Genomic DNA, 18,383 nt, shown 5'->3' on the forward strand with positions numbered 1-18,383 from the left:
CCACCGTTTTTTACCGGGGGCCGCGGGGGGGGGGGGGTTTTTGGGCCGGCGGGGTTTCCCCGCGGGGGGGGGGGGGGCGGGTTTGTGGTTGGGGGCTTTTGGTTTAAAAACCCCAACCCCCCACCCACGACCCACGCGACCCGGCACGCACCGAGCCTCCCGTTACTTCTTGGGAATCCGCAGCCAGTCGTTCGCGACGAGCTCCCATTTGTTGGTGCCCGAGGCGAGCTTGATCGGCCAGCCCGAGGTGTTGTCGTGGTGGGTCTTGCCGGGGCCGAAGACGTACGGCGTGCCGACCATGGGGTCGCTGACCGGCTTCATTTCGCGCAGTGCCTTGGTCACCGACTCGCGGGTGATGTCACCGGTGATCCCGCGCACGACGTCGAGGAAGTACTTCGCCGCCAGGTAGCCGCCCTGGCTGAACGACGTCAGCGGGATGCCGTTCTTCGTCATCAGCTCGCGCCAGTCCTTGTTCTGCGGGCTGGTCGCGTCGGTGAACGGGTAGAACTCGGCAGGCACGTAGACCCCGGCGCCGGCGTTGGTGATGGCCTTGGCGTAGTTCTCGCTGTAGACACTGGTCAGCAACAGCCACGTGACGTCGTTCCAGCCCTGCGCGGCGGCCGCCTTGAGCTGCCCGATCGAATCCGGTTCGACCGGGTTCACCGTGATCGCCTTGCACCCGGCGTTGCGGGCCTTGACGATGTAGGAGGTGTAGTCGGAACCGCCGTAGGGCACGGTCGCGTCGAGGTACTTGAGCTTCTTGCCGGTGATGGCCGACCATTCGTCGATGGCCGCCTGATACGAGGGCAGCGTGTTGCCCGCGATCTCCAGCAAGGCGCAGATGTCGTTCAGCTTCAGCGTTTCCGAGCCGTAGAGCAGCGTCAGCGTCATGTCGTGGTACGGGCCGACGTTGACCGGGGCGATGTTGGGGCTGGAGAAGCACGCCGGGTCCACCCCGATGCCCTGCATGGACAGGATCTTCTGCTGCTCGTAGTACTTGTTGTTGATCTCGCACTCGATGAGGCTGGACGAGCCGACCAGCGCCACGGCCTCGTCGCGGCCGACGACCTCGCGCGCCGCTGCCGCCGCTGCCGCTGGGTCGCCTTTGTCGTCGAGGGCCTTGTACTGGATCTGTCTGCCGTTGACGCCGCCGCTCGCGTTGGCGGCGTCGAAGACCGCCTTGGCCGCCTGGGAGGCCTCGGGGAAGGTGGCCGCGCCGCTCAGCGCGTTGACCGAGCCGACCACGATCGGGCCGCTCGCACCGCTTTCCGCTCCGGCGCAGCCCGCCGCGCCGAGCAGGATGGCGGCGGCGAGGGCTGTCAGGCCCCGTGCGGGTTTCACCGGTTCTCCGCATCGTTCATGGCTTTCACGACGGGCACGGAGTCGACGATCTGCTCGAACGAGACGAGCTCGCCGCCCTCGAACCTCCACACGTGCGCGACACGGGCGGTGAACGAGCGACCGGTTTCGCGGTGCTTGCCCTGGTAGGTCCCGAGACCGATCACCGTGTCACCGGCGTCGAGCAGGTCGCCGAGGGTGAAGGTGTAGCCGTCCCAGTCCTTGGCGATCGCGCCGAAGACGTTGTCCCGGACCTCTTCCGGGCCGGTGTAGGTTCCGGCGTAGGGAAAACCGGCCGCCTCCGTCCAGGTGGTGCCGGGACCGAGCGGGGCCAGCATGCCCGCCAGGTCGCCCCGGTCGCTCGCGGCGTAGTGCGCGGCGATGGTGTCTAGATTGGACACTCGAAGCTCCTTCAGACTGGTTGCGCGTCGGGATAGGTGACAGTGCCGAGTGGGTAGATGTGCCCGCCCGCGCGGGAATGCTCCGACCGGCCGTCCCCGGTCAGGCCGAGGAAGACGCCGGTGGTCTTCAGCGCGTAGCCGAGGTCGTGCAGCCACACACTGGCCACGGCGATGCGGAATTCGCGGAAGCAGAACAGGTAGAGCCCGTCCTGGAACTTCCACACCGTCGAGAGGTCCATGTCCCCGTGGCCGCGCTGCACGCCTTCGAGGCATTGCCAGGCATAGCGCTGGGAGGACACGTACACGTGCTCGTAGAGGTGTTCCGGGCTGTAACGGTAGACGTTGCGCTTGCCGATCAGGTCGCGCGACGGCCCGGGCACCTCGCCGGCCGGCGTGCCCGCGTCGGTGGTGCCGGACCAGAATGTCTGCGAGACCCGGGGAACGCCTTCGACGTCCTCGGCGCCGATCACCGAGCGCACGGCCAGCGCGCGATGCGTCGTCGTGGAGAAGACGACGGTGAGCGCTTCACCTTCCACGCTGGTATGGGGGAGATTGACGAAGAAGACGTCTTCCCGGACGGCGACCGCGTCGTACGGATCCTCGATGCCGTTGCAGGTGACGGTTTCCGCGTTCTCGAACCGCAGCGCGAGTTTCGCCCCGTCGTCGAGGGTGACGGTGAGCTCGCGTCCGGACAGATCCGCGTTCGGCAGGCGGTAGGTGGCTATTCCGGCGGCGAACTCGTCATAGGTGCGCCACTGTTCCTCGGGTGCTTCGGACATGCGGTCATCGTCGGGGCGAGGCCCGCGGGAGGGCCAGCTGTCACGCGCTGGGCGGCAACAACCGCTCGCTCACGGTCAAGCCACGGCGCAGTTCGCTCGGCGAGCGGCCGAATTCCGTCTTGAAGACCCGGCTGAAATGCGGTGCGTCGACGAAACCCCACTTCGCCGCGATGGCGGCGACGGGCCGCGAGGCGTGCACCGGGTCGAGCAGTTCACGGCGGCAGTGTTCGAGGCGCCGGGTGCGGATCCAGCTCGAGACGGTCGTGCCCTGTTCGTGGAAGAGGCCGTGCAGATGCCGGGTGGAGATGTAGTGCTCCGCGGCGATCTGCGCCGGGCCGAGCTCGGTGGAGGAGAGGTTCGCGTCGATGTAGGCGAGGACGCGGCGCATCAGTTCGTGATGCGGTCCGGCCGTCGTGCGGGCGAGGTCGAGTTCGCTGGCGAACAGCGTGGCGAGCAGATCGACCGCGGTATGCGCGAGCCGCACACCCGCCGGTCCGCCGAGCTGGTCGAGGTTGCTGCCGAGCTGCGCGAGGAACGGCACCACCACGTTGCCCATTCCGCGTTTGCCCGACATCGGGACGGCGGTCAGCTGGCCGACCAGGTCGCGGGGGAGATCGATGAGCCGCTGCGGGAACATCACCACGAGCGTGCGGAAATCCTCCTCGAACGCCAGCGTGTACGGCCGGTTCGTGTCGTACAACGCCACGTCACCGGGGCGCAGCATCGCCTCGCGGTTGTCCTGCACCAGCAGTCCTGTCCCGGACAGGATCAGGCTGAGCTTGTAGTAGTGCCTGTCCGCCCTCGCGATGAGCTCGGGCGTCCGCTCGACGACGTGGGCCGACGCGGTCACCTCGGTCAGCTGTACCTCGTCGGCGCCACAAGAGCGGATGCGGCCGCGGAAGTGGTCGCGGTGCTCGCTCGTCACGTGCAACGGCACGAAGGACTGCGACACCACCGTGCGGAAATCGGTGAAATCTCGCGCGACCGTGGTGGTGGTCGGGTCGGCGGTGGCGGTGGTCAAGACGTCACCTCGCAGCATCGGGGGGTGAATTTCATATACGATAAGCGATACGATGCTGCCGGGCAATGATCGCGGGAAGGTCAGTCGGCGAGGCGGAAGAGGAGGGTCCCCGGGTCCACGTCGACGGGTACCACCGTGCCCGTTTCGTAGCGGCCGAGGTCCTCGGTGAGCAGCCGCGCGCTGAACGGCGTCACTCCGGGGCCGGTGACCACGAAGTCGACGTCTTCGGCCGGAGTGCTCACCTCGCCGAACCAGATCCGTTTCCTGGCAACGACTTCGGCGGTCGCGCGGACTCCGGACCGGTCGAGCGCGCGGTGGACCTCGCGGGCCCTGGCGTTCCGCCGGAGGTGTGAGGCGACGGTGGCCAGCCCGCCGATCGTGAACACGGCGCCCATGGCGATGACGACCAGCCGGTCGTCGTCGGCGGGGTCGAACCGGGTGCTGAGCCAGAGCAGGGCAGGCCCGATGAGGGCCATCACGGTCATGAAGAAGCCCAGCAGGCACCCGAAGCCGGTGAGGGCGGGCAACTCCGGGGCCTCCTCGCCTCGACGGTCCGGAGTGGTCGTCACCGGCGCGACAGTAGTGGCCGATCCTTGGGCCTGGTCCGGTAAAAATGCCGGTCCTCACCGCTCAGGAGAGGGCGGCGGGCAACGTTTCGAAACCGCGCAGGATCCGGGTCTGCCGCCGCCGCGCGCCGTCCAGCAGCCGTAAATCCGGGAACCGCTCGAAGATCGACCGCAAACCGATCTCCCCTTCCATCCTCGCCAGCGACGCGCCGAGGCAGTAGTGCCGACCGGCACCGAAGGACACGTGGTCCCGCGCGTTCGCCCGTGCGACGTCGAAAGCGGACGGGTCGTCGAAGATCTCCGGGTCCCGATTCGCGCCGGCCAGGACCGTGGTGACGATCGCCCCTCGCTCGACGCGCGCCCCGCCGATCTCGGTGTCGCGCGCGCACAGCCGTCCGGTGAGCAGGACGGGCGGGTCGTGGCGGAGGACCTCGTCGACGGCGTTGCTCCACAACTCCGGATCATTCCGCAGTTTCCGGAGCTGGTCCGGATGCCGGGTGAGCAAGGCGATGCCGTTGCCGAGGAGGTTGACGGTCGTTTCGAAGCCGGCCGCCAGCACCAGCCCCGCGGTGGCCTTGAGTTCCCGCTCGGTCAGGCCGACGCCGTCTTCGCGGGCGGCGATCAGTTTGCTGAGCAGGTTGTCGCCGGGATGAGCCCGCAGTTTCTCCAGATGTTCCGTGAGCCAGGAGTCGAACTCGGCGAGCGTCGACTCCACGGTCCGGAAGGTCCGCCACGGCAGTCCGAGATCGAGGCTGGGGGCCGCGGCCCCGCCGAGCGCGAGGACCTTGTCCCGTTCTTCCAGCGGGACACCGAGAATCTGGCTGATGACGGTGACCGGCAAAAGCCCGCAATAGGACTCGATGAGGTCGACAGGGTCCTTCGGGTCGAGGCCGTCGAGCAGTTCGTCGGTGATCGCCTGCGTGCGCTCCCGCAGTTGCTCGACCGCGCGGGCGGTGAAGACGCGCGTGACGAGTTTCCGGTAGCGCGTGTGGTCCGGCGGCTCGCTGGCGAGCAGCGACGGCGGTTCGATCGGATGGATCAGCCCGGACGCCGACCAGGTGACGAGCCGGTTGAGCAGCGGGTTGTCCGGAACGAACCGGACGGTCTTGAACGCGTCGCCGGTCAGGATCTCCTTGCACGCCGCGTGCCGCGTGGTCACATGCCCGACCCGGGTGGTGGCGATGGCGCCGTGCGAGCGGATCTCGTCGAACAGGCCGGTCAGGTCGGCCCCGCCGCTCGCTTCGACCGACAGCCTGCCCTGGAGATCGCCCCGGCGAGCCGCGGCACGCAAGGCCACCCGGGGGATCGCGTGGCCGAGGCTCCAGCGGGTGACCGGTTTGGCGATCTCCTCCGCCCGGCGCAGGAAGGTCCGGGCGGGAGCGGTCTTGAGTGCGAACATCAGGACTCCGTCCGTGCGGGTCCTTCGACGGTAGCGGAACGACGTGTCAGTATCGACCCGTCCGGATATCTGCGGGTGCGCTCGTCCCTCGGTAATGTTCTGCACTTCCGGCGGGCCGGGGAGTGCTTGTGGGCGGCTACGGGTTCGACATCGCGCTGGTCGCGGTGCTGGTGGTGCTCAACGCGGTGTTCGCGGGCAGCGAGATGGCGCTGATCTCGTTGCGCGAGGGGCAGTTGCGGACCTTGGAACGGGACGGCCGTGCCGCCGCCCGGACACTGGTGCGGCTGGCGCGCGACCCGAACCGCTTCCTCGCGACGATCCAGATCGGGATCACGCTCGCCGGGTTCCTCGCCTCGGCGACGGCGGCGGTATCCCTCTCCGAGCCCTTGGTGCCGCTCTTGGGTTTCCTCGGCAATGCCGCGCCGGCGGTGGCCGTCGCGCTGGTGACGATGGTGCTCACCTTCCTGACCCTGGTACTCGGGGAACTGGCGCCCAAACGGCTGGCCATGCAGAACGCGCTGCGGTGGGCGTTGCTGGTGGCGCGTCCGCTCACCCTGTTGTCGGCGATCTCCCGGCCCGCGGTGTGGGCGCTGAGCGTGTCGACGAACTTCGTCGTGCGGATGCTGGGCGGACGTACGGAAGCCGATCCGGACCAGATGTCGCCCGAGGAGCTCCGGGAACTGGTGTCGGCCCAACGCGGGCTGAACGCCGAGCAGCGCATGATCATGAACGGGGCTTTGGAGATCCACGAGCGAAGGCTGCGCGAAGTGCTCGTCCCCCGGCGTGCGGTTCTGACGCTCGCGGTGGAGCAGGACCTCGGGTCGGCGCGGCGGCAGCTGGCCGAGGCCGGTTATTCCCGGGCGCCGGTCGCCCGCGGCGGGCATCTGGACGACGTCGTCGGCGTGGTGCACCTGCGCGATCTGCTCGACGACCGCGAAGAACTCGCCGAGGTGGTCAGGCCGGCGGTGGTGTTCCCCGATTCGCTGCGGGTCTCCGACGCGCTGCGCGGTTTCAAGGCCGAGCGGGAGCAGATGGCGCTGGTCGTCGACGAACACGGCGCGGTCGCGGGCATGGTCACGCTGGAGGACCTGCTGGAGGAGATCGTCGGCGAGATCTACGACGAGACCGACCGGGACGTGCTGGCCGTACGGGACGGCCAGGACGGTTCGCTGGTGCTGCCCGGTACCTTCCCGGTGCACGACCTCGTCGACATCGGTGTCGAACTGCCGGACGCGCCGCCGGGGGAGTACGCGACGATCGCGGGGCTGATTCTCGTGATCCTCGGCCGGATCCCGGAGAAACCCGGTGACCGGGTGGTGGTCTCCGGCTGGACGGTCGAAGTGCTCGGCGTGGAGCACCACGCGATCACGCGGGTCGCGCTGCGCCGCGGACCGGCTACGGAGCGGTGAGTTGCGCCGGGCGGCTCCGGTTGGCAGCGTGCCCGTTGTCCCACCACGAAGGAAAGGTATCCCGATGCCGCAGGACCAGCCGGACTTGAAGCCTCGTTCCCGCGACGTGACCGACGGCCTCGAGCGCGCCGCCGCCCGCGGCATGCTCCGCGCGGTCGGCATGGGCGACGACGATTTCGCCAAACCGCAGATCGGCGTGGCGTCGTCGTGGAACGAGATCACCCCGTGCAACCTCTCCCTGGACAGGCTGGCCAAGGCGGTCAAGAACGGCGTGCACGCGGGCGGTGGCTACCCGCTCGAGTTCGGCACGATCTCGGTGTCCGACGGAATTTCCATGGGGCACGAGGGTATGCACTTCTCGCTGGTGTCGCGGGAGGTCATCGCGGACTCCGTCGAGACGGTGATGATGGCCGAGCGGCTGGACGGCTCCGTGCTCCTCGCGGGCTGTGACAAATCGCTGCCGGGCATGCTGATGGCCGCGGCCCGGCTCGACCTCGCCTCCGTTTTCCTTTACGCCGGTTCGATCATGCCCGGCCAGGTCGACGGCCAGGACGTCACGATCATCGACGCCTTCGAAGCCGTCGGCGCCTGCCTGGCAGGCAAGATCACCCGCGCCGAGGTGGACCGGATCGAGCGCGCGATCTGTCCCGGCGAGGGTGCCTGCGGCGGGATGTACACCGCCAACACGATGGCGTCGGTGGCCGAGGCACTCGGCATGTCGCTGCCCGGTTCGGCCGCCCCGCCCGCCGTCGACCGGCGCCGTGACGGGTTCGCCCACCGGTCGGGGGAGGCCGTCGTCGGCATGCTCCGCCAGGGCATCACCGCGCGGCAGATCATGACCATGGAGGCGTTCGAGAACGCCATCGCCGTCGTGATGGCGCTGGGCGGTTCGACCAACGCCGTGCTCCACCTGCTCGCGATCGCGCGTGAGGCGGAGGTCGACCTGCGCATCGACGACTTCAACCGGATCGGCGACAAGGTCCCGCACCTGGGCGATCTCAAGCCGTTCGGGAAGTACGTGATGAACGACGTCGACAAGGTCGGCGGCATCCCCGTGGTGATGAAGGCGCTGCTCGACGCCGGGCTCATGCACGGCGACGTGCTGACCGTGACCGGCAAGACGATGGCCGAGAACCTCGAAGGCATCGCGCCCGCCGGTCTCGACGGCGAGATCATCCGCCCGCTCGACCGCCCGATCCACAAGACCGGCGGGCTGACCATCCTCAAGGGATCGCTCGCGCCGGAAGGCGCGGTCGTGAAGTCGGCGGGCTTCGACGAATCGACGTTCACCGGGACCGCGCGGGTCTTCGACGGTGAACGAGCGGCGCTCGACGCGCTCGCCGAGGGCCGGATCGTCGCCGGGGACGTCGTCGTCATCCGCTACGAAGGCCCCAAGGGCGGGCCGGGGATGCGGGAGATGCTCGCCATCACCGGCGCGATCAAGGGCGCCGGACTCGGGAAGGACGTCCTGCTCATCACCGACGGCCGGTTCAGCGGCGGCACGACCGGCCTCTGCGTCGGCCACATCGCGCCGGAAGCGGTCGACGCCGGGCCGATCGCGTTCGTGCGGGACGGGGACCCGATCACACTGGACGTCGCGAACCGGACGCTCGACGTCGAGATCGACGACATCGAGGCGCGCCGGGAGGGCTGGACCCCCAAGGCTCCGGCGTACACGCGCGGGGTGCTCGGCAAGTACGCGAAGGTCGTCCAAAGCGCCGCTCATGGAGCCGTGTGCGAGTAGGGACCCGAACCGCCACGATCGGGTGATCCACACCGCGGAAAGGCCCGACTACGTAATTCACCCGATGTGCCCGTTACCCCGGAGTAGCAGACTCGGCGCCCCGACGATTCCCGCTGCTCCGGAGGTCGACGATGACCGCGTCCCTTGCTCCAGCCCGCTCCGCCGCCCTCGTGCTCGCCCGTGCCGTCGTCGACGGCGTCCGGCATTCCCTGCCCGAGCACGCGCCCCTGTTCGGCGCGCGTGCCACGGAGTTCGTCGCCTCGGTCCTGGAGCACGACGGCATGGCGTCCGCGCTGGGTATCGCCGCCGGGGCGGACGCCTTCCGGGAAGTGGGTGTCGCCGAGTACGCCGCCGGTAAGGGGCTCGACAGGCTCTCCAGGGCCTACCACGCGGCGGGCCGGAGCGCGCTGCCCGTGCTGGCCTCGTTGTCCCGCCGGACAGGGGCCGGACCGGGTTTGATGGACACCGGCGTGGAGGCGCTGCTCCGCTGCTCAGACGTCCTGACCCGGCTTTCCACCGCCGCCTACCGCGCCGCGCACACACCCTCGGTCGCCGAGGTGCGACGTGACCTGCTCAAGGAGATCTTGAGCGGCCGCCCGCCCGCGAGGTGGGCGGGGCTCGCGGCCGAGGCCGGCTGGGTGCCGCCCGCGCGCGTGGTCGCCATCGCCGCGGAGCCCGGCGCGATCCGCGCCTCGTTCGGCCCGGAGGTGCTGGCCGACCTCACCGGCGAATATCCGCACCTCCTCGTGCCCGACGACGTCGAGGTCGGCGGGGTACTGGCGGGGACGCGGGCGGCTGTCGGGCCCGCGGTGGCGCCCGCCGAAGCGGCGGTGTCCCTGCGGTGGGCCCGCCGGACGCTCGAACTGGTCCGGCGTGAGGTGATCGAGGACGGTCCGCTGGTGCGCTGGTCGGATCACCTCACCACGCATTGGCTGTTCGCCGACGAGGTACTCACGACCGCGCTCGTCACGCGCAGCCTGGCGCCGATCGCGCAGCTGCCGCCGAACGAGCGCACCAAGCTCGCCGAGACCCTCGAAGCGATGCTCGCCGCCCGTGGCGGTGCGCCGGAGATCGCGAACAACCTCGGCGTGCACCCGCAGACGGTCCGCAACCGCCTGCGCCGTCTCCGCGTCTTGTTCGGTGACCGCCTCGACGATCCGCGTGAGCGGCTCGACCTGCGGATCGCCCTGCGCGCGGAGCTGCTCACGCCCGAGCCGGCGAAGCCGCTCACCCCGATCAGGGCGGCGTGACCGTCAGGCCTGATCCGCGGTGCGGGTCACCCAGGTGGCGACCTGCACCCGGTTGGAGTAGCCGAGCTTGGTGAGGATGTGGTCGATATGCGTGTCCACGGTGCGCCTGGCGATGCCGAGCCGGTCGGCGATCTCCTGGTTGGTCAGCCCCTCGGCGATCACGTGCGCGATCTCGGTCTCGCGTTTGGTGAGGACCCGCGCGGTCTCTTTCCTCGGCTCGGGAGACCGCTCGCCGAGGGCGTACGCGATGGCGTCACCGGTGGACATCGCGGAGCCGTCGGTGAACTCCTTGACCGCGACCTCCCAGCCGAGTGCCGTCGTCACGGTGTCGATGTCGGCCCGCAGCGGTTCGGTGAACGCTTCGTACCGCGTCGGCCACGCGCCGACGGTGCGCCAGACGTTCATCGCGGCGCCCTGCAGGATCGCGGCCCGGTTGGGCCGTCCGGTGCGGGCCGCGCAGCCCGCCATGACGGTGAGGGTGAAGCCGACGACGACGCGGTCGTCGACCCGGGCGTGCAGCCGCAGGATCTGCTCGCAGCAGCGGCCCGCCACCGCGAGATCGCCTTGGAGGTACTCGGCGGCGGCACGCGACCACAGCGCCCAGCCCCGCCAGAAGACCTCGCCCCGGCGTTCGCAGCGCTCGACGGATTCGGTGAGCACCGCCCGGCCGCGGTCGATGTCGCCGTCCAGCCAGACGGCCAGCCCGTGGTTGTAGCTCGCCCAGAGCTCCGCGCCTTCGTCGCCATGGGTGCGGAAGAGGTCGATGGCCGCGCCGAACAGGCGCGCCGCCTCGGCCATGTCGTTGCCGATCAGCGCGGCATAGGCGCGGACGTGCAGGACGTAGGCGGCGGCGAGTTCGTCGCCGCTCGCCTCGGCTTCCGCGGCCGCCCTGTCCACCATGGACCGATGAGCGGGCAGATCTCCTTGCACCAGGGCCAGGAAACCGGACAGCCACAGTCCGTGTGCCCGCTCCGGGACATCCGGCGGGGCGGCCTCGTCGAGGCGGCGTACCCACATCCGGCCTTCGGTGTTCAGCCCGCGGACGATCCAGAACTCCTTGACGTCACGCAACATCCGCAGCCCGACGACCGCCTCTTCGGGAGCACCGGCGCAGAAGTCGAGCGCGACACGGAGGTTGGCGTGCTCGCGCCGCAACCGCGCGATCCAGCCGAGCTGATCGGTCTGCAGCCATTCCGCGGCGTACCGGGCGGAGAGTTCGGCGAAGGTGTCCCGGTGCCGTTTCCGGAACTCCGTCGTCCCTCCGGTCTCGCTCAGCCTGTCGGCGCCGTACTCACGGACCGATTCCAGCATCCGGTACCGCACGCCGCCGGGGTACTCCTCGCGCAGGAGGATGGACTTGTCGAGCAGTCCGTCGACGACCTCGAGGACGTCCTCGCGCGGCAGGTCGCCGCCGGAACAGACCTCCTCGGCGGCGTCGAGGTCGAAACTGCCGGAAAACACCGACGCGCGGGCCCACAGCAGCCGTTCGGGACCGGTGCACAGGTCGTGACTCCAGTCGATCAGCGCCCGCATCGTCTCGTGCCGTTCCGGGCGGCCTCGACGGTCCTTCGTGAGCACGGAGAACTGCCGGTCGAGCCGGTCGGCCAGCTGGCGCAGGGACAGCACCCGCGCGCGGACGGCGGCCAGTTCGATGGCCAGCGGCAGCCCGTCGAGCCGTCGGCACAGCCGGATCAGCGGCTCGGTGTCGGATTCGGTGAGCCGGAACGACGGCGCCACCGCGGTCGCGCGGTCCACGAACAGCCGCACGGACTCGTAGTTCACCACGCGTTCGAAGGAGTCGCCCTGTTCCGGCACCGCCAGCGGCGGCACCGGCAGGACCCGTTCACCCGCCACGCCGAGGGACTGCCTGCTCGTGGCCAGCACGGACACCCGAGGGCATTCCCGCACCACGGTGTCGGCGAACCGGGCGCAGCTCTCGACGAGGTGTTCACAGTTGTCCAGTACCAGCAGTAACCGGCTTTCCCGCAGCGCTTCGACGACGACCTCGATGGCCGGTTTCGCCGAACGGTCGCCGAAGCCGAGCACGTTCGCCACGGTCGGCACCAGCAACGCGGGTTCGCGCAGTTCGGCCAGCGACACGAACGCGACGTCGTCGGCGGTCGCCTCCCGGTGCGCCGTCGCGATCCGCCAGGCGAGCCTCGTCTTCCCCACTCCGCCCGGACCGGTCAAGGTGACCAGTGAAGCCGCTTCGAGCAGGCGCCGCGCCTCGCCGGTCTCGGCGTCGCGGCCTACGTAGCTGGTCACTTCGGTGGGTTCGGCCGACCACCCCGAAAGCAAGCCAACTCCGTCCGCCATGCACTCTCCCGCGATCGACCAGGCCCGCGTCCTCCGTCCGATGTAGACGGAAAACGCCCGGCTGCGGATCCTAGCGGACCGGCGTTCCGTCAGCGGGACACTTGCTTGCCGCGCTCGTGCGCCCAGCCGGCCAGCACCACACCAGCGGCGGCGAGCAGCAGGAAGACGATCAACCTGCCGCCCCAGTCACCGGGTACCCAGTCGAACGCTCCCCACAACTGGGTGGCGGAATGGTCGAAGAGACTGCGGATGGCCGCCTGCGCGAAGACGGCGATCGCCACCATCCCGAGTACCTGCAGCCCCTGATAGCCGCCCTTGTTCATGCTCCCTACCTCCCCTTTCGCGGTCTGGGCTCAGCATCGCGCAGGACGGAGGACGACCACATCGGCATCGCGTCGCATCCGGTGTTCGACCAAAGTCGACCCCGGCCCCGACCGGGGTAGGGGCCGAAATCGTCCCGTGCCCGGCTGTGCCGCCGGGCGCGGGTCGACCATGATGGGCCGGTGATCACCGACGTCGGGCCACCGCTCCGGCCCTGGCAGCAGGCCTGGCGTCTGCTGGCGGCCGCCGCGCTGGGTGTGGTGCTCTGGATCCTCACCGCGGCGCAGCTCCCGCCGGGATCGGAGGACCCGAGGATCCAGTGGCTGATCACCGGCGATCCGCTGATCGCCCTCGTCTGCCTGGTCGCGCTGCTGTGGCGCCGCCGGTTCCCGATGGTGGTCGCGATGGCGGTCATCCTCGTCGCGACGGTTTCGGTGGTGGCCGGTGGCGCCGCGATGTACGCCCTCGGCTCGCTGGCCACCCGGCGCCGTCCGGTGGAAACGTCGGTCGCGGCGGTGGTCTGCGTGATCACCGCGGTAGTGACTTCCGGGCTTTATCCCAGCCGTGACGCGCCGGCGCCGCTGTGGCTGATGCTCGGCGTCTCCATCCTGGCCGTGGGCATCGTGGTGGCCGTGGGTGCCGCCGTCGGGGCTCGCCGGGAGGAGCTGCGTTCCCTGCGGGCGCGGGCCGAGAGCGCGGAACGCGAGCAGGCCGCGCGGTCGGCCGAGGCGCGGATCCTGGAGCGGCACCGGATCGCCCGCGAGATGCACGACGTCCTCGCCCACCGGGTCTCGCTGGTCGCCATGCAGGCCGGGGTGCTGGGACATCGCACCGACCTGCCGTCCGAACAGGTCGCGGAACTCGCCCGCGGGATCGCCGATGGCTCTCATCAGGCGCTCGAGGAACTGCGCGACGTCCTCGGCGTGCTCCGGGCGGGGCCGGAGGGCCTGGAACCACCACAGCCCTCGTTCGCCGATCTGCCCGCCCTCGTGGCGAACGCGCGCGGACTGGGACTGGATGTCACCTTGACGGCCACGACCGAGGGCTCGCCGCCCGACGCGATCGCGAGGACGGTGTACCGGGTCGTCCAGGAAGGGCTGACCAACGCGGGCAAACACGCGCCGGGAGCCCGGGTCGCGGTCACCGTCGAAGGCGAGCCGGGTGACGGGCTGCGGGTGACGGTCCGGGATTCCGGTGCGTCGCTGGCGGTCACGGGCCCGCCCGCCTCGGGATTCGGCCTGCTGGGCCTCGCCGAGCGAGTCGCGCTGGCCGGCGGTGACCTGGAACGGCACGCGGATCCCGGTGGCGGGTTCGTGCTCGCCGCACGGCTGCCGTGGCCGGTCCGCGAAGGGAGCGAGTGAAATGGACCGCGAGCGGGTGCGTGTCGTGCTCGTCGACGACGAACACCTGGTGCGGATGGCGCTGCGGCTCATCGTCGACGGTGAGCCGGACCTCGCCGTGGTCGGGGAGGCCGCCGACGGCGACGCCGCGATCACGGTGGTGGGCGAGCAGCGGCCCGACGTCGTCCTCATGGACGTCCGGATGCCGGGCCGGGACGGGCTGAGCGCGACCGAGGAGATCCTCCGGCTTCCGGATCCGCCGAAGGTGCTGGTGCTGACCACGTTCGACACCGACGATATGGTGCTGGGCGCGTTGCGCGTCGGCGCGCTCGGGTTCGTCCTCAAGGACACCCCGCCGCGGCGGATCCTGGAAGCCGTGCGCACGGTCGCCGCCGGGGAACCCGCGCTCTCGCCCGCCGCCACGGCCCGGCTGATCGCCGCGGCCACCGGACCACGCTCCTCCGACGCGCGCCGGGCGTCCCGCGACCAGGCGCGTGACCTGCTGGCCACGCTCACCGACCGCGAACGCGAGACGGCGAACGCCATCGCCGAGGGGCTCTCCAACACCGACGTCGCGCGGCGGCTCGACATCACCGTCGCGACGGTGAAGGCCCACACCAGCAACATGCTCGCCAAACTCGGCGTCGAGAACCGGGTCCAGATCGCCTTGCTGGTCCGCGACGCCGAGAGTTGACCCGGACGCGCCGGAAAGGACTCCTTGAGGGACTCAGAGTCCCTCAAAGAGCCCCTCACCCCTCGCGGACGACCATCACGAGCCTCAGCGGCACCACCAGTCACAACGGCTGCGCGTGAAGGCCCCCTTCCCTCGGCTCAGCCGAGGGAAGGGGGCCTTCACGCGCTCCCCAGTACAAGGCCGCAGGCCACCAGTAGGTACCTGGGTGACGGTGCCAACCGGTGCTCTCCGCGGAGCACTGCTCGGCGCGGGGCAAGAAGCTGTTCAGCGACACCGACAAGGACAAGCAGAGCCTCGAACTCGTCGAGAGCGAGGCTTACCGCAACGGTGTGCAGAAGCTGGTCTACGACGTCGTCCGCTGAGCCTGCCGCCGGTCGGCGGTTCAGGCAGTGGGGCAGGGCCAGGAGAGCCGGACGTTGGTGCCGGTGGGCGTGCTCGTCACGGAGGCCTCCGGGGCGAAGGCGCGGATGATCGGCAGGCCGCGTCCGCCGTCCGAGCGGCTCCCGTCGCGCCAGCGGCCCTCGTCAGCGACGGTGACCACGATGGAACCGTCGACGTACGTGGCGGTGATCGTCATGACGTTGTCGTCGGTCCCGTCCGGGTAGGCGTGCTTGACGACGTTGGTCATCGCCTCGTAGGCGGTGAGCTTGAGGTCCTCGGCCAGTTCGCGGGGAAGACCTCGTTCGAGTGCCCAGCTCGCCAGCACGTCCCGCAGTGCGGCTGCCTCGGCGGGAACGGCGGCGACTTCGCGGACAAGCTCGTCAGGGCTCTGGCGCACCGGCTCGTCGATCGGCATCACGGAGCTTCTCCTCCTCGTCCGCCGCGGTCCACGACCGCCGGATCCACGCCAAGGTTAAGGCAACACCCGGATCGCGGCGTGAGTGCCGCGCGCGTGGGGGCCGTCATCCGATATCTTCGGAACCGTCGGTGTTCCGATCGTGAGGGAGTGTGACGGTGACGAGCGGAGACGGCGACATCAAGGAGGTTCCCTTCTCGGTGACGGTCGCCAGGCCCCACGGCGCACAGGTCGTCATCTCGGTGGCCGGGGAGATCGACATGACGACGTCCGAGGACCTCAAAGAGACCTTCGAGGAGGCGCTGGAACCCGTGCCCGGCAGGCTCGTCGTCGACCTCGAAGGCGTGGAGTTCTGCGATTCCACCGGCCTGGCGACCCTGGTCCGGATCAACGACCGGTGCGGCAGCCAGGGGGTCGGCCTGAGTTTCCTGCCCTCGCCCACGATCCGGCGGCTCGCGCAGAAGACGGGCCTCTCCACGTTGCTGCCGCTCGCCGGATCCTGACCGGCCGCGGGTCAGGGATTCCGCGCGGGCACGGCTTTCGGCACTTCGCGGATCGCGGTGGCCAGGTGCTGGTACAGGGGGATGTGGGTGTCGGCACCGAACAGGTGCAGCAGCCGCAGCACCGCGTGAGTGCTGGCGACGACCCCGGTCGCCCGGCGTTCGGAGCGAGCGCGGGCGGCGGAGGATTCGATGACCCGCAGCCCCGCGACGCCGAGGAAGGTGACGTCGGTGAGGTCGAGGACCGTGGCGGCGGGGAGAGTGCCGCGCAGTGCGCGCTCGAGTCGTCCCGCCGTGGCGAGATCGATCTCGCCACCGGCCGAGACGACGAGCAGGTCGTCACTCCATCGGGTCCGGCGGACTCGCATCAGCTGCTCGTCGGCCGGACGAGGGCGCGGGACGGTGACGCGGAGGACGGTCCGGAGGGCGGGGCCATCGCGGCTTCCTCGGGGGAACGGAAGTCGGTCGATCATGAGGGGTCTCCCGGATAGCCGGGACGAGACGGACAACGGGTAAGCCTGCACAACGGCTGCGCAAGTGAACTCGCCACCGCGTCGCCCGTCGAAAAGTGCTGGGCCGCGGAGATGCGGTCGTTCATGCGGGCTGGTGGACTCAACCTCACGTACCAGCCACGGTACGCCGCTCACAGCGCGTGGCAATACCGCCAGGGGTGAACAACGCATGATTCATGACGGCGCATGGTTACTCCCTGACCGCCTTTTCCCAGGCGAGACCCCGGTTTCCAGTGGAGGCGACGCGTGGAGGAAGTCCTTCCCGGGTGGTGTCGGCCGGTAACCGTCTTCACCCGTTTCGATGATGAGGGCAGCGCCTAGCGCCGAGGCGAGCCGGCTTCCCTCGTGCCGCCACGTTCCTGTTTCGAGGCCTTCCACGCGGCGAACGCGCACAGGAACGCCGCCACGAAGCCGACCGCGGTGAGTGTCCCGGCCCAGACGGCGCCGGTGCTGGCGAGAAGGTAGAGCTGGACCACGGCGGTGCCTGTGTAGACGACCGCCAGACCCAGCCACAGCCGTTGCGTCATCATCTCCCGTCTCCGTTCCCCAGATACCGGGTCAATCGCGGCGGGGCGGGACGGAGTTACAGGAAGACCTTGCCGGGATTGAGGATTCCGTGCGGATCGAGCGCGCGTTTGACCGCGCGATGCAGCTCGAGCACCGCGGGACCGAGTTCGCGGGTGAGTCCCGCCTGCTTCAACAGGCCGACGCCGTGCTCGCCGGTGACCGTGCCGCCGAGATCGAGCGCGCCGGAGATGATGTCCTCGAAGGCCGCTTGCGCCGCCTTCCTCGCGTTCTCGTCGCCGGGCGGCGTCACCAGCAGCGGATGCAGGTTGCCGTCGCCGACGTGCGCGACGTTCGCGATCACGACGTCGTGCCGCCGGGCGGCGGCCTCGATCCGCGCGAGCATCTCGGGTACCGCCTGCGTCGGGACACAGACGTCCTCGGTGAGCACCGGCCCGAGCCGTTCCAGCGCCGGGTAGGCCAGCCGCCGGGCGGCGAACAGCGCGTTGGCTTCAGTCTCGTCGGAGGACTGGGCGGCCCAGGTCGCTCCGGCGTTCTCGAAGCATTCGAGCAGGACGGCGGCTTCGTGCTCGCCCAGCGCGCCGGGGGTGTCGGTGCGGCCGAGCAGGACGACGTTCGCGTCCGCGCTCAGCCCCATGTTCTTCCACGCGTCCACCGCCGCGAGACAGTGCCTGTCGACGAGTTCGAGCGCCGAAGGCACCACACCTCGCGCCGCCACCGCCGCAGCGGCTTCGCCCGCCGCGACCGTGGTGTCGAAATACCCGGCGACGGTCCGCTCCGCGCCTCGCGCGGGCCGGAGCCGCACGGTGATCTCGGTGAGCACGCCCAGCGTGCCCTCGGAACCGACCATGAGCCCGGCGAGGTCGTAACCCGCGACGCCTTTCGCGGTGCGGCGGCCGAGCCGGACGAGTTCGCCGGTGCCGGTCACCACCTGCAGGCCGAGCACGTAGTCACGGGTGACGCCGTACTTCACACAGCACACGCCGCCCGCGTTGGTCGCCACGTTGCCGCCGATCGTCGACCACGGCGAACTCGCCGGATCCGGCGGATACCACAGCCCGCGTTCCGCGCAGGCGGCGCCGAGATCGTCGTTGACCACGCCGGGTTCGACGACCGCGAACCGCTCTCGTTCGTCGATCTCCTTGATCGCGGTGAGTTTGTCGGTGACGAGGATGACGCAGCCGTCGACCGCGTTCGCGCCGCCGGACAGGCCGGTGCCCGCGCCGCGGGTGACCAGCGGGACGCGATGACGCAGGCAGAGCCGCACGACCGCCTGTACCTCTTCGGCGGTGTGCGGGCGGACCGCGGCGACGGGGATGCCGTGCTGTGCCCACTCGGCTTCGTCGTGGGCGAAGCTCCGCAGGACGTCCGGGTCGCGGACGAGACGGTCCGGCGGGAACTCGGCGACCAGATCATCGATCATCATGGTCTTCACGCTAGGTCTCGTGCGTGGTGAGGATGGTGAGAACCGT

18 protein-coding genes and 1 pseudogene are annotated in these 18,383 nt (G+C 70.0%); 7 read left to right on the forward strand and 12 right to left on the reverse strand.

Translation table 11 applies throughout. The features are described 5' to 3' along the window. Nucleotides 1-162 precede the first annotated feature (162 nt). The 6 genes from ACZ5ZX_RS10035 to ACZ5ZX_RS10060 all read right to left on the reverse strand — a co-directional run bounded on the left by ACZ5ZX_RS10035 (nucleotide 163) and on the right by ACZ5ZX_RS10060 (nucleotide 5,504). Complete coding sequence (locus ACZ5ZX_RS10035; protein WP_465501647.1) at nucleotides 163-1,341, reverse strand: ABC transporter substrate-binding protein; 1,179 nt, start codon at nucleotides 1,339-1,341, stop codon at nucleotides 163-165. Next, on the reverse strand, nucleotides 1,338-1,739 hold the full coding sequence (locus ACZ5ZX_RS10040; protein ID WP_465501648.1) for a nuclear transport factor 2 family protein: 402 nt from the start codon (nucleotides 1,737-1,739) through the stop codon (nucleotides 1,338-1,340). The genes ACZ5ZX_RS10035 and ACZ5ZX_RS10040 overlap by 4 nt, the downstream gene beginning before the upstream one ends. Before the next feature lie 11 nt (nucleotides 1,740-1,750). After that, nucleotides 1,751-2,518, reverse strand: coding sequence for a MoaF C-terminal domain-containing protein (locus ACZ5ZX_RS10045; protein WP_465501649.1), 768 nt, complete (start codon nucleotides 2,516-2,518; stop codon nucleotides 1,751-1,753). Nucleotides 2,519-2,558: 40 nt separating this feature from the next. Next, entirely contained in the window at nucleotides 2,559-3,557 is a 999-nt protein-coding gene (locus ACZ5ZX_RS10050) for an AraC-like ligand-binding domain-containing protein (RefSeq protein WP_465501650.1), read from the reverse strand. A 62-nt stretch (nucleotides 3,558-3,619) separates the two neighbouring features. Beyond that, nucleotides 3,620-4,108, reverse strand: a complete 489-nt coding sequence (locus ACZ5ZX_RS10055; RefSeq protein WP_465501651.1) for a hypothetical protein — start codon at nucleotides 4,106-4,108, stop codon at nucleotides 3,620-3,622. Nucleotides 4,109-4,169: 61 nt separating this feature from the next. Beyond that, entirely contained in the window at nucleotides 4,170-5,504 is a 1,335-nt protein-coding gene (locus ACZ5ZX_RS10060) for a cytochrome P450 (protein ID WP_465501652.1), read from the reverse strand. 128 nt (nucleotides 5,505-5,632) lie between these two features. Between ACZ5ZX_RS10060 and ACZ5ZX_RS10065 the strand changes: the two genes are divergently transcribed. The 3 genes from ACZ5ZX_RS10065 to ACZ5ZX_RS10075 all read left to right on the forward strand — a co-directional run bounded on the left by ACZ5ZX_RS10065 (nucleotide 5,633) and on the right by ACZ5ZX_RS10075 (nucleotide 9,907). After that, nucleotides 5,633-6,913, forward strand: a complete 1,281-nt coding sequence (locus tag ACZ5ZX_RS10065) for a hemolysin family protein (RefSeq protein ID WP_465501653.1) — start codon at nucleotides 5,633-5,635, stop codon at nucleotides 6,911-6,913. A gap of 64 nt (nucleotides 6,914-6,977) precedes the next feature. Beyond that, a complete protein-coding gene (ilvD, locus tag ACZ5ZX_RS10070; RefSeq protein WP_465501654.1) occupies nucleotides 6,978-8,657 on the forward strand; it encodes a dihydroxy-acid dehydratase in 1,680 nt (559 codons plus the stop codon). A gap of 131 nt (nucleotides 8,658-8,788) precedes the next feature. Continuing rightward, nucleotides 8,789-9,907 (forward strand): helix-turn-helix domain-containing protein, encoded by a 1,119-nt coding sequence (locus ACZ5ZX_RS10075; RefSeq protein WP_465501655.1) that lies wholly within the window; start codon nucleotides 8,789-8,791, stop codon nucleotides 9,905-9,907. Between the two features lie 3 nt (nucleotides 9,908-9,910). Here the strand turns inward: ACZ5ZX_RS10075 and ACZ5ZX_RS10080 are convergent, their stop codons facing one another. Next, nucleotides 9,911-12,223 carry a LuxR C-terminal-related transcriptional regulator gene (locus tag ACZ5ZX_RS10080; RefSeq protein ID WP_465501656.1) on the reverse strand — a complete coding sequence of 771 codons (2,313 nt, stop codon included), beginning with the start codon at nucleotides 12,221-12,223 and terminating at the stop codon, nucleotides 9,911-9,913. Between the two features lie 89 nt (nucleotides 12,224-12,312). Then, on the reverse strand, nucleotides 12,313-12,546 hold the full coding sequence (locus tag ACZ5ZX_RS10085) for a hypothetical protein (protein WP_465501657.1): 234 nt from the start codon (nucleotides 12,544-12,546) through the stop codon (nucleotides 12,313-12,315). Nucleotides 12,547-12,726: 180 nt separating this feature from the next. On the opposite strand from ACZ5ZX_RS10085, the gene ACZ5ZX_RS10090 reads away from it, so the two are divergent. The 3 genes and pseudogenes from ACZ5ZX_RS10090 to ACZ5ZX_RS10100 all read left to right on the forward strand — a co-directional run. Continuing rightward, nucleotides 12,727-13,905 carry a sensor histidine kinase gene (locus ACZ5ZX_RS10090; RefSeq protein WP_465501658.1) on the forward strand — a complete coding sequence of 393 codons (1,179 nt, stop codon included), beginning with the start codon at nucleotides 12,727-12,729 and terminating at the stop codon, nucleotides 13,903-13,905. A 1-nt stretch (nucleotide 13,906) separates the two neighbouring features. Beyond that, nucleotides 13,907-14,578, forward strand: coding sequence for a response regulator transcription factor (locus tag ACZ5ZX_RS10095; RefSeq protein WP_465501659.1), 672 nt, complete (start codon nucleotides 13,907-13,909; stop codon nucleotides 14,576-14,578). Nucleotides 14,579-14,829: 251 nt separating this feature from the next. Next, nucleotides 14,830-14,940 (forward strand): annotated as a pseudogene (locus tag ACZ5ZX_RS10100) (dihydrofolate reductase family protein); the annotation flags it as partial. 20 nt (nucleotides 14,941-14,960) lie between these two features. Here ACZ5ZX_RS10100 and ACZ5ZX_RS10105 read toward each other — a convergent pair. Continuing rightward, a complete protein-coding gene (locus ACZ5ZX_RS10105; RefSeq protein ID WP_465501660.1) occupies nucleotides 14,961-15,374 on the reverse strand; it encodes an ATP-binding protein in 414 nt (137 codons plus the stop codon). Between the two features lie 158 nt (nucleotides 15,375-15,532). On the opposite strand from ACZ5ZX_RS10105, the gene ACZ5ZX_RS10110 reads away from it, so the two are divergent. Then, nucleotides 15,533-15,877: an STAS domain-containing protein gene (locus ACZ5ZX_RS10110; RefSeq protein WP_465501661.1), complete on the forward strand. Its 345-nt coding sequence runs from the start codon at nucleotides 15,533-15,535 to the stop codon at nucleotides 15,875-15,877. A gap of 11 nt (nucleotides 15,878-15,888) precedes the next feature. Here the strand turns inward: ACZ5ZX_RS10110 and ACZ5ZX_RS10115 are convergent, their stop codons facing one another. The 3 genes from ACZ5ZX_RS10115 to ACZ5ZX_RS10125 form a co-directional block, all read right to left on the reverse strand. Then, a complete protein-coding gene (locus tag ACZ5ZX_RS10115) occupies nucleotides 15,889-16,347 on the reverse strand; it encodes an STAS domain-containing protein (RefSeq protein ID WP_465501662.1) in 459 nt (152 codons plus the stop codon). Between the two features lie 356 nt (nucleotides 16,348-16,703). Beyond that, nucleotides 16,704-16,916, reverse strand: coding sequence for a hypothetical protein (locus ACZ5ZX_RS10120; RefSeq protein WP_465501663.1), 213 nt, complete (start codon nucleotides 16,914-16,916; stop codon nucleotides 16,704-16,706). 53 nt (nucleotides 16,917-16,969) lie between these two features. Further along, the gene (locus tag ACZ5ZX_RS10125; protein ID WP_465501664.1) at nucleotides 16,970-18,337 is read right to left on the reverse strand and encodes an FAD-binding oxidoreductase; all 1,368 of its coding nucleotides are present in this window, start codon (nucleotides 18,335-18,337) and stop codon (nucleotides 16,970-16,972) included. Nucleotides 18,338-18,383 lie beyond the last annotated feature (46 nt).

It is taken from the genome of Amycolatopsis sp. NPDC033938 (genome assembly GCF_055575975.1).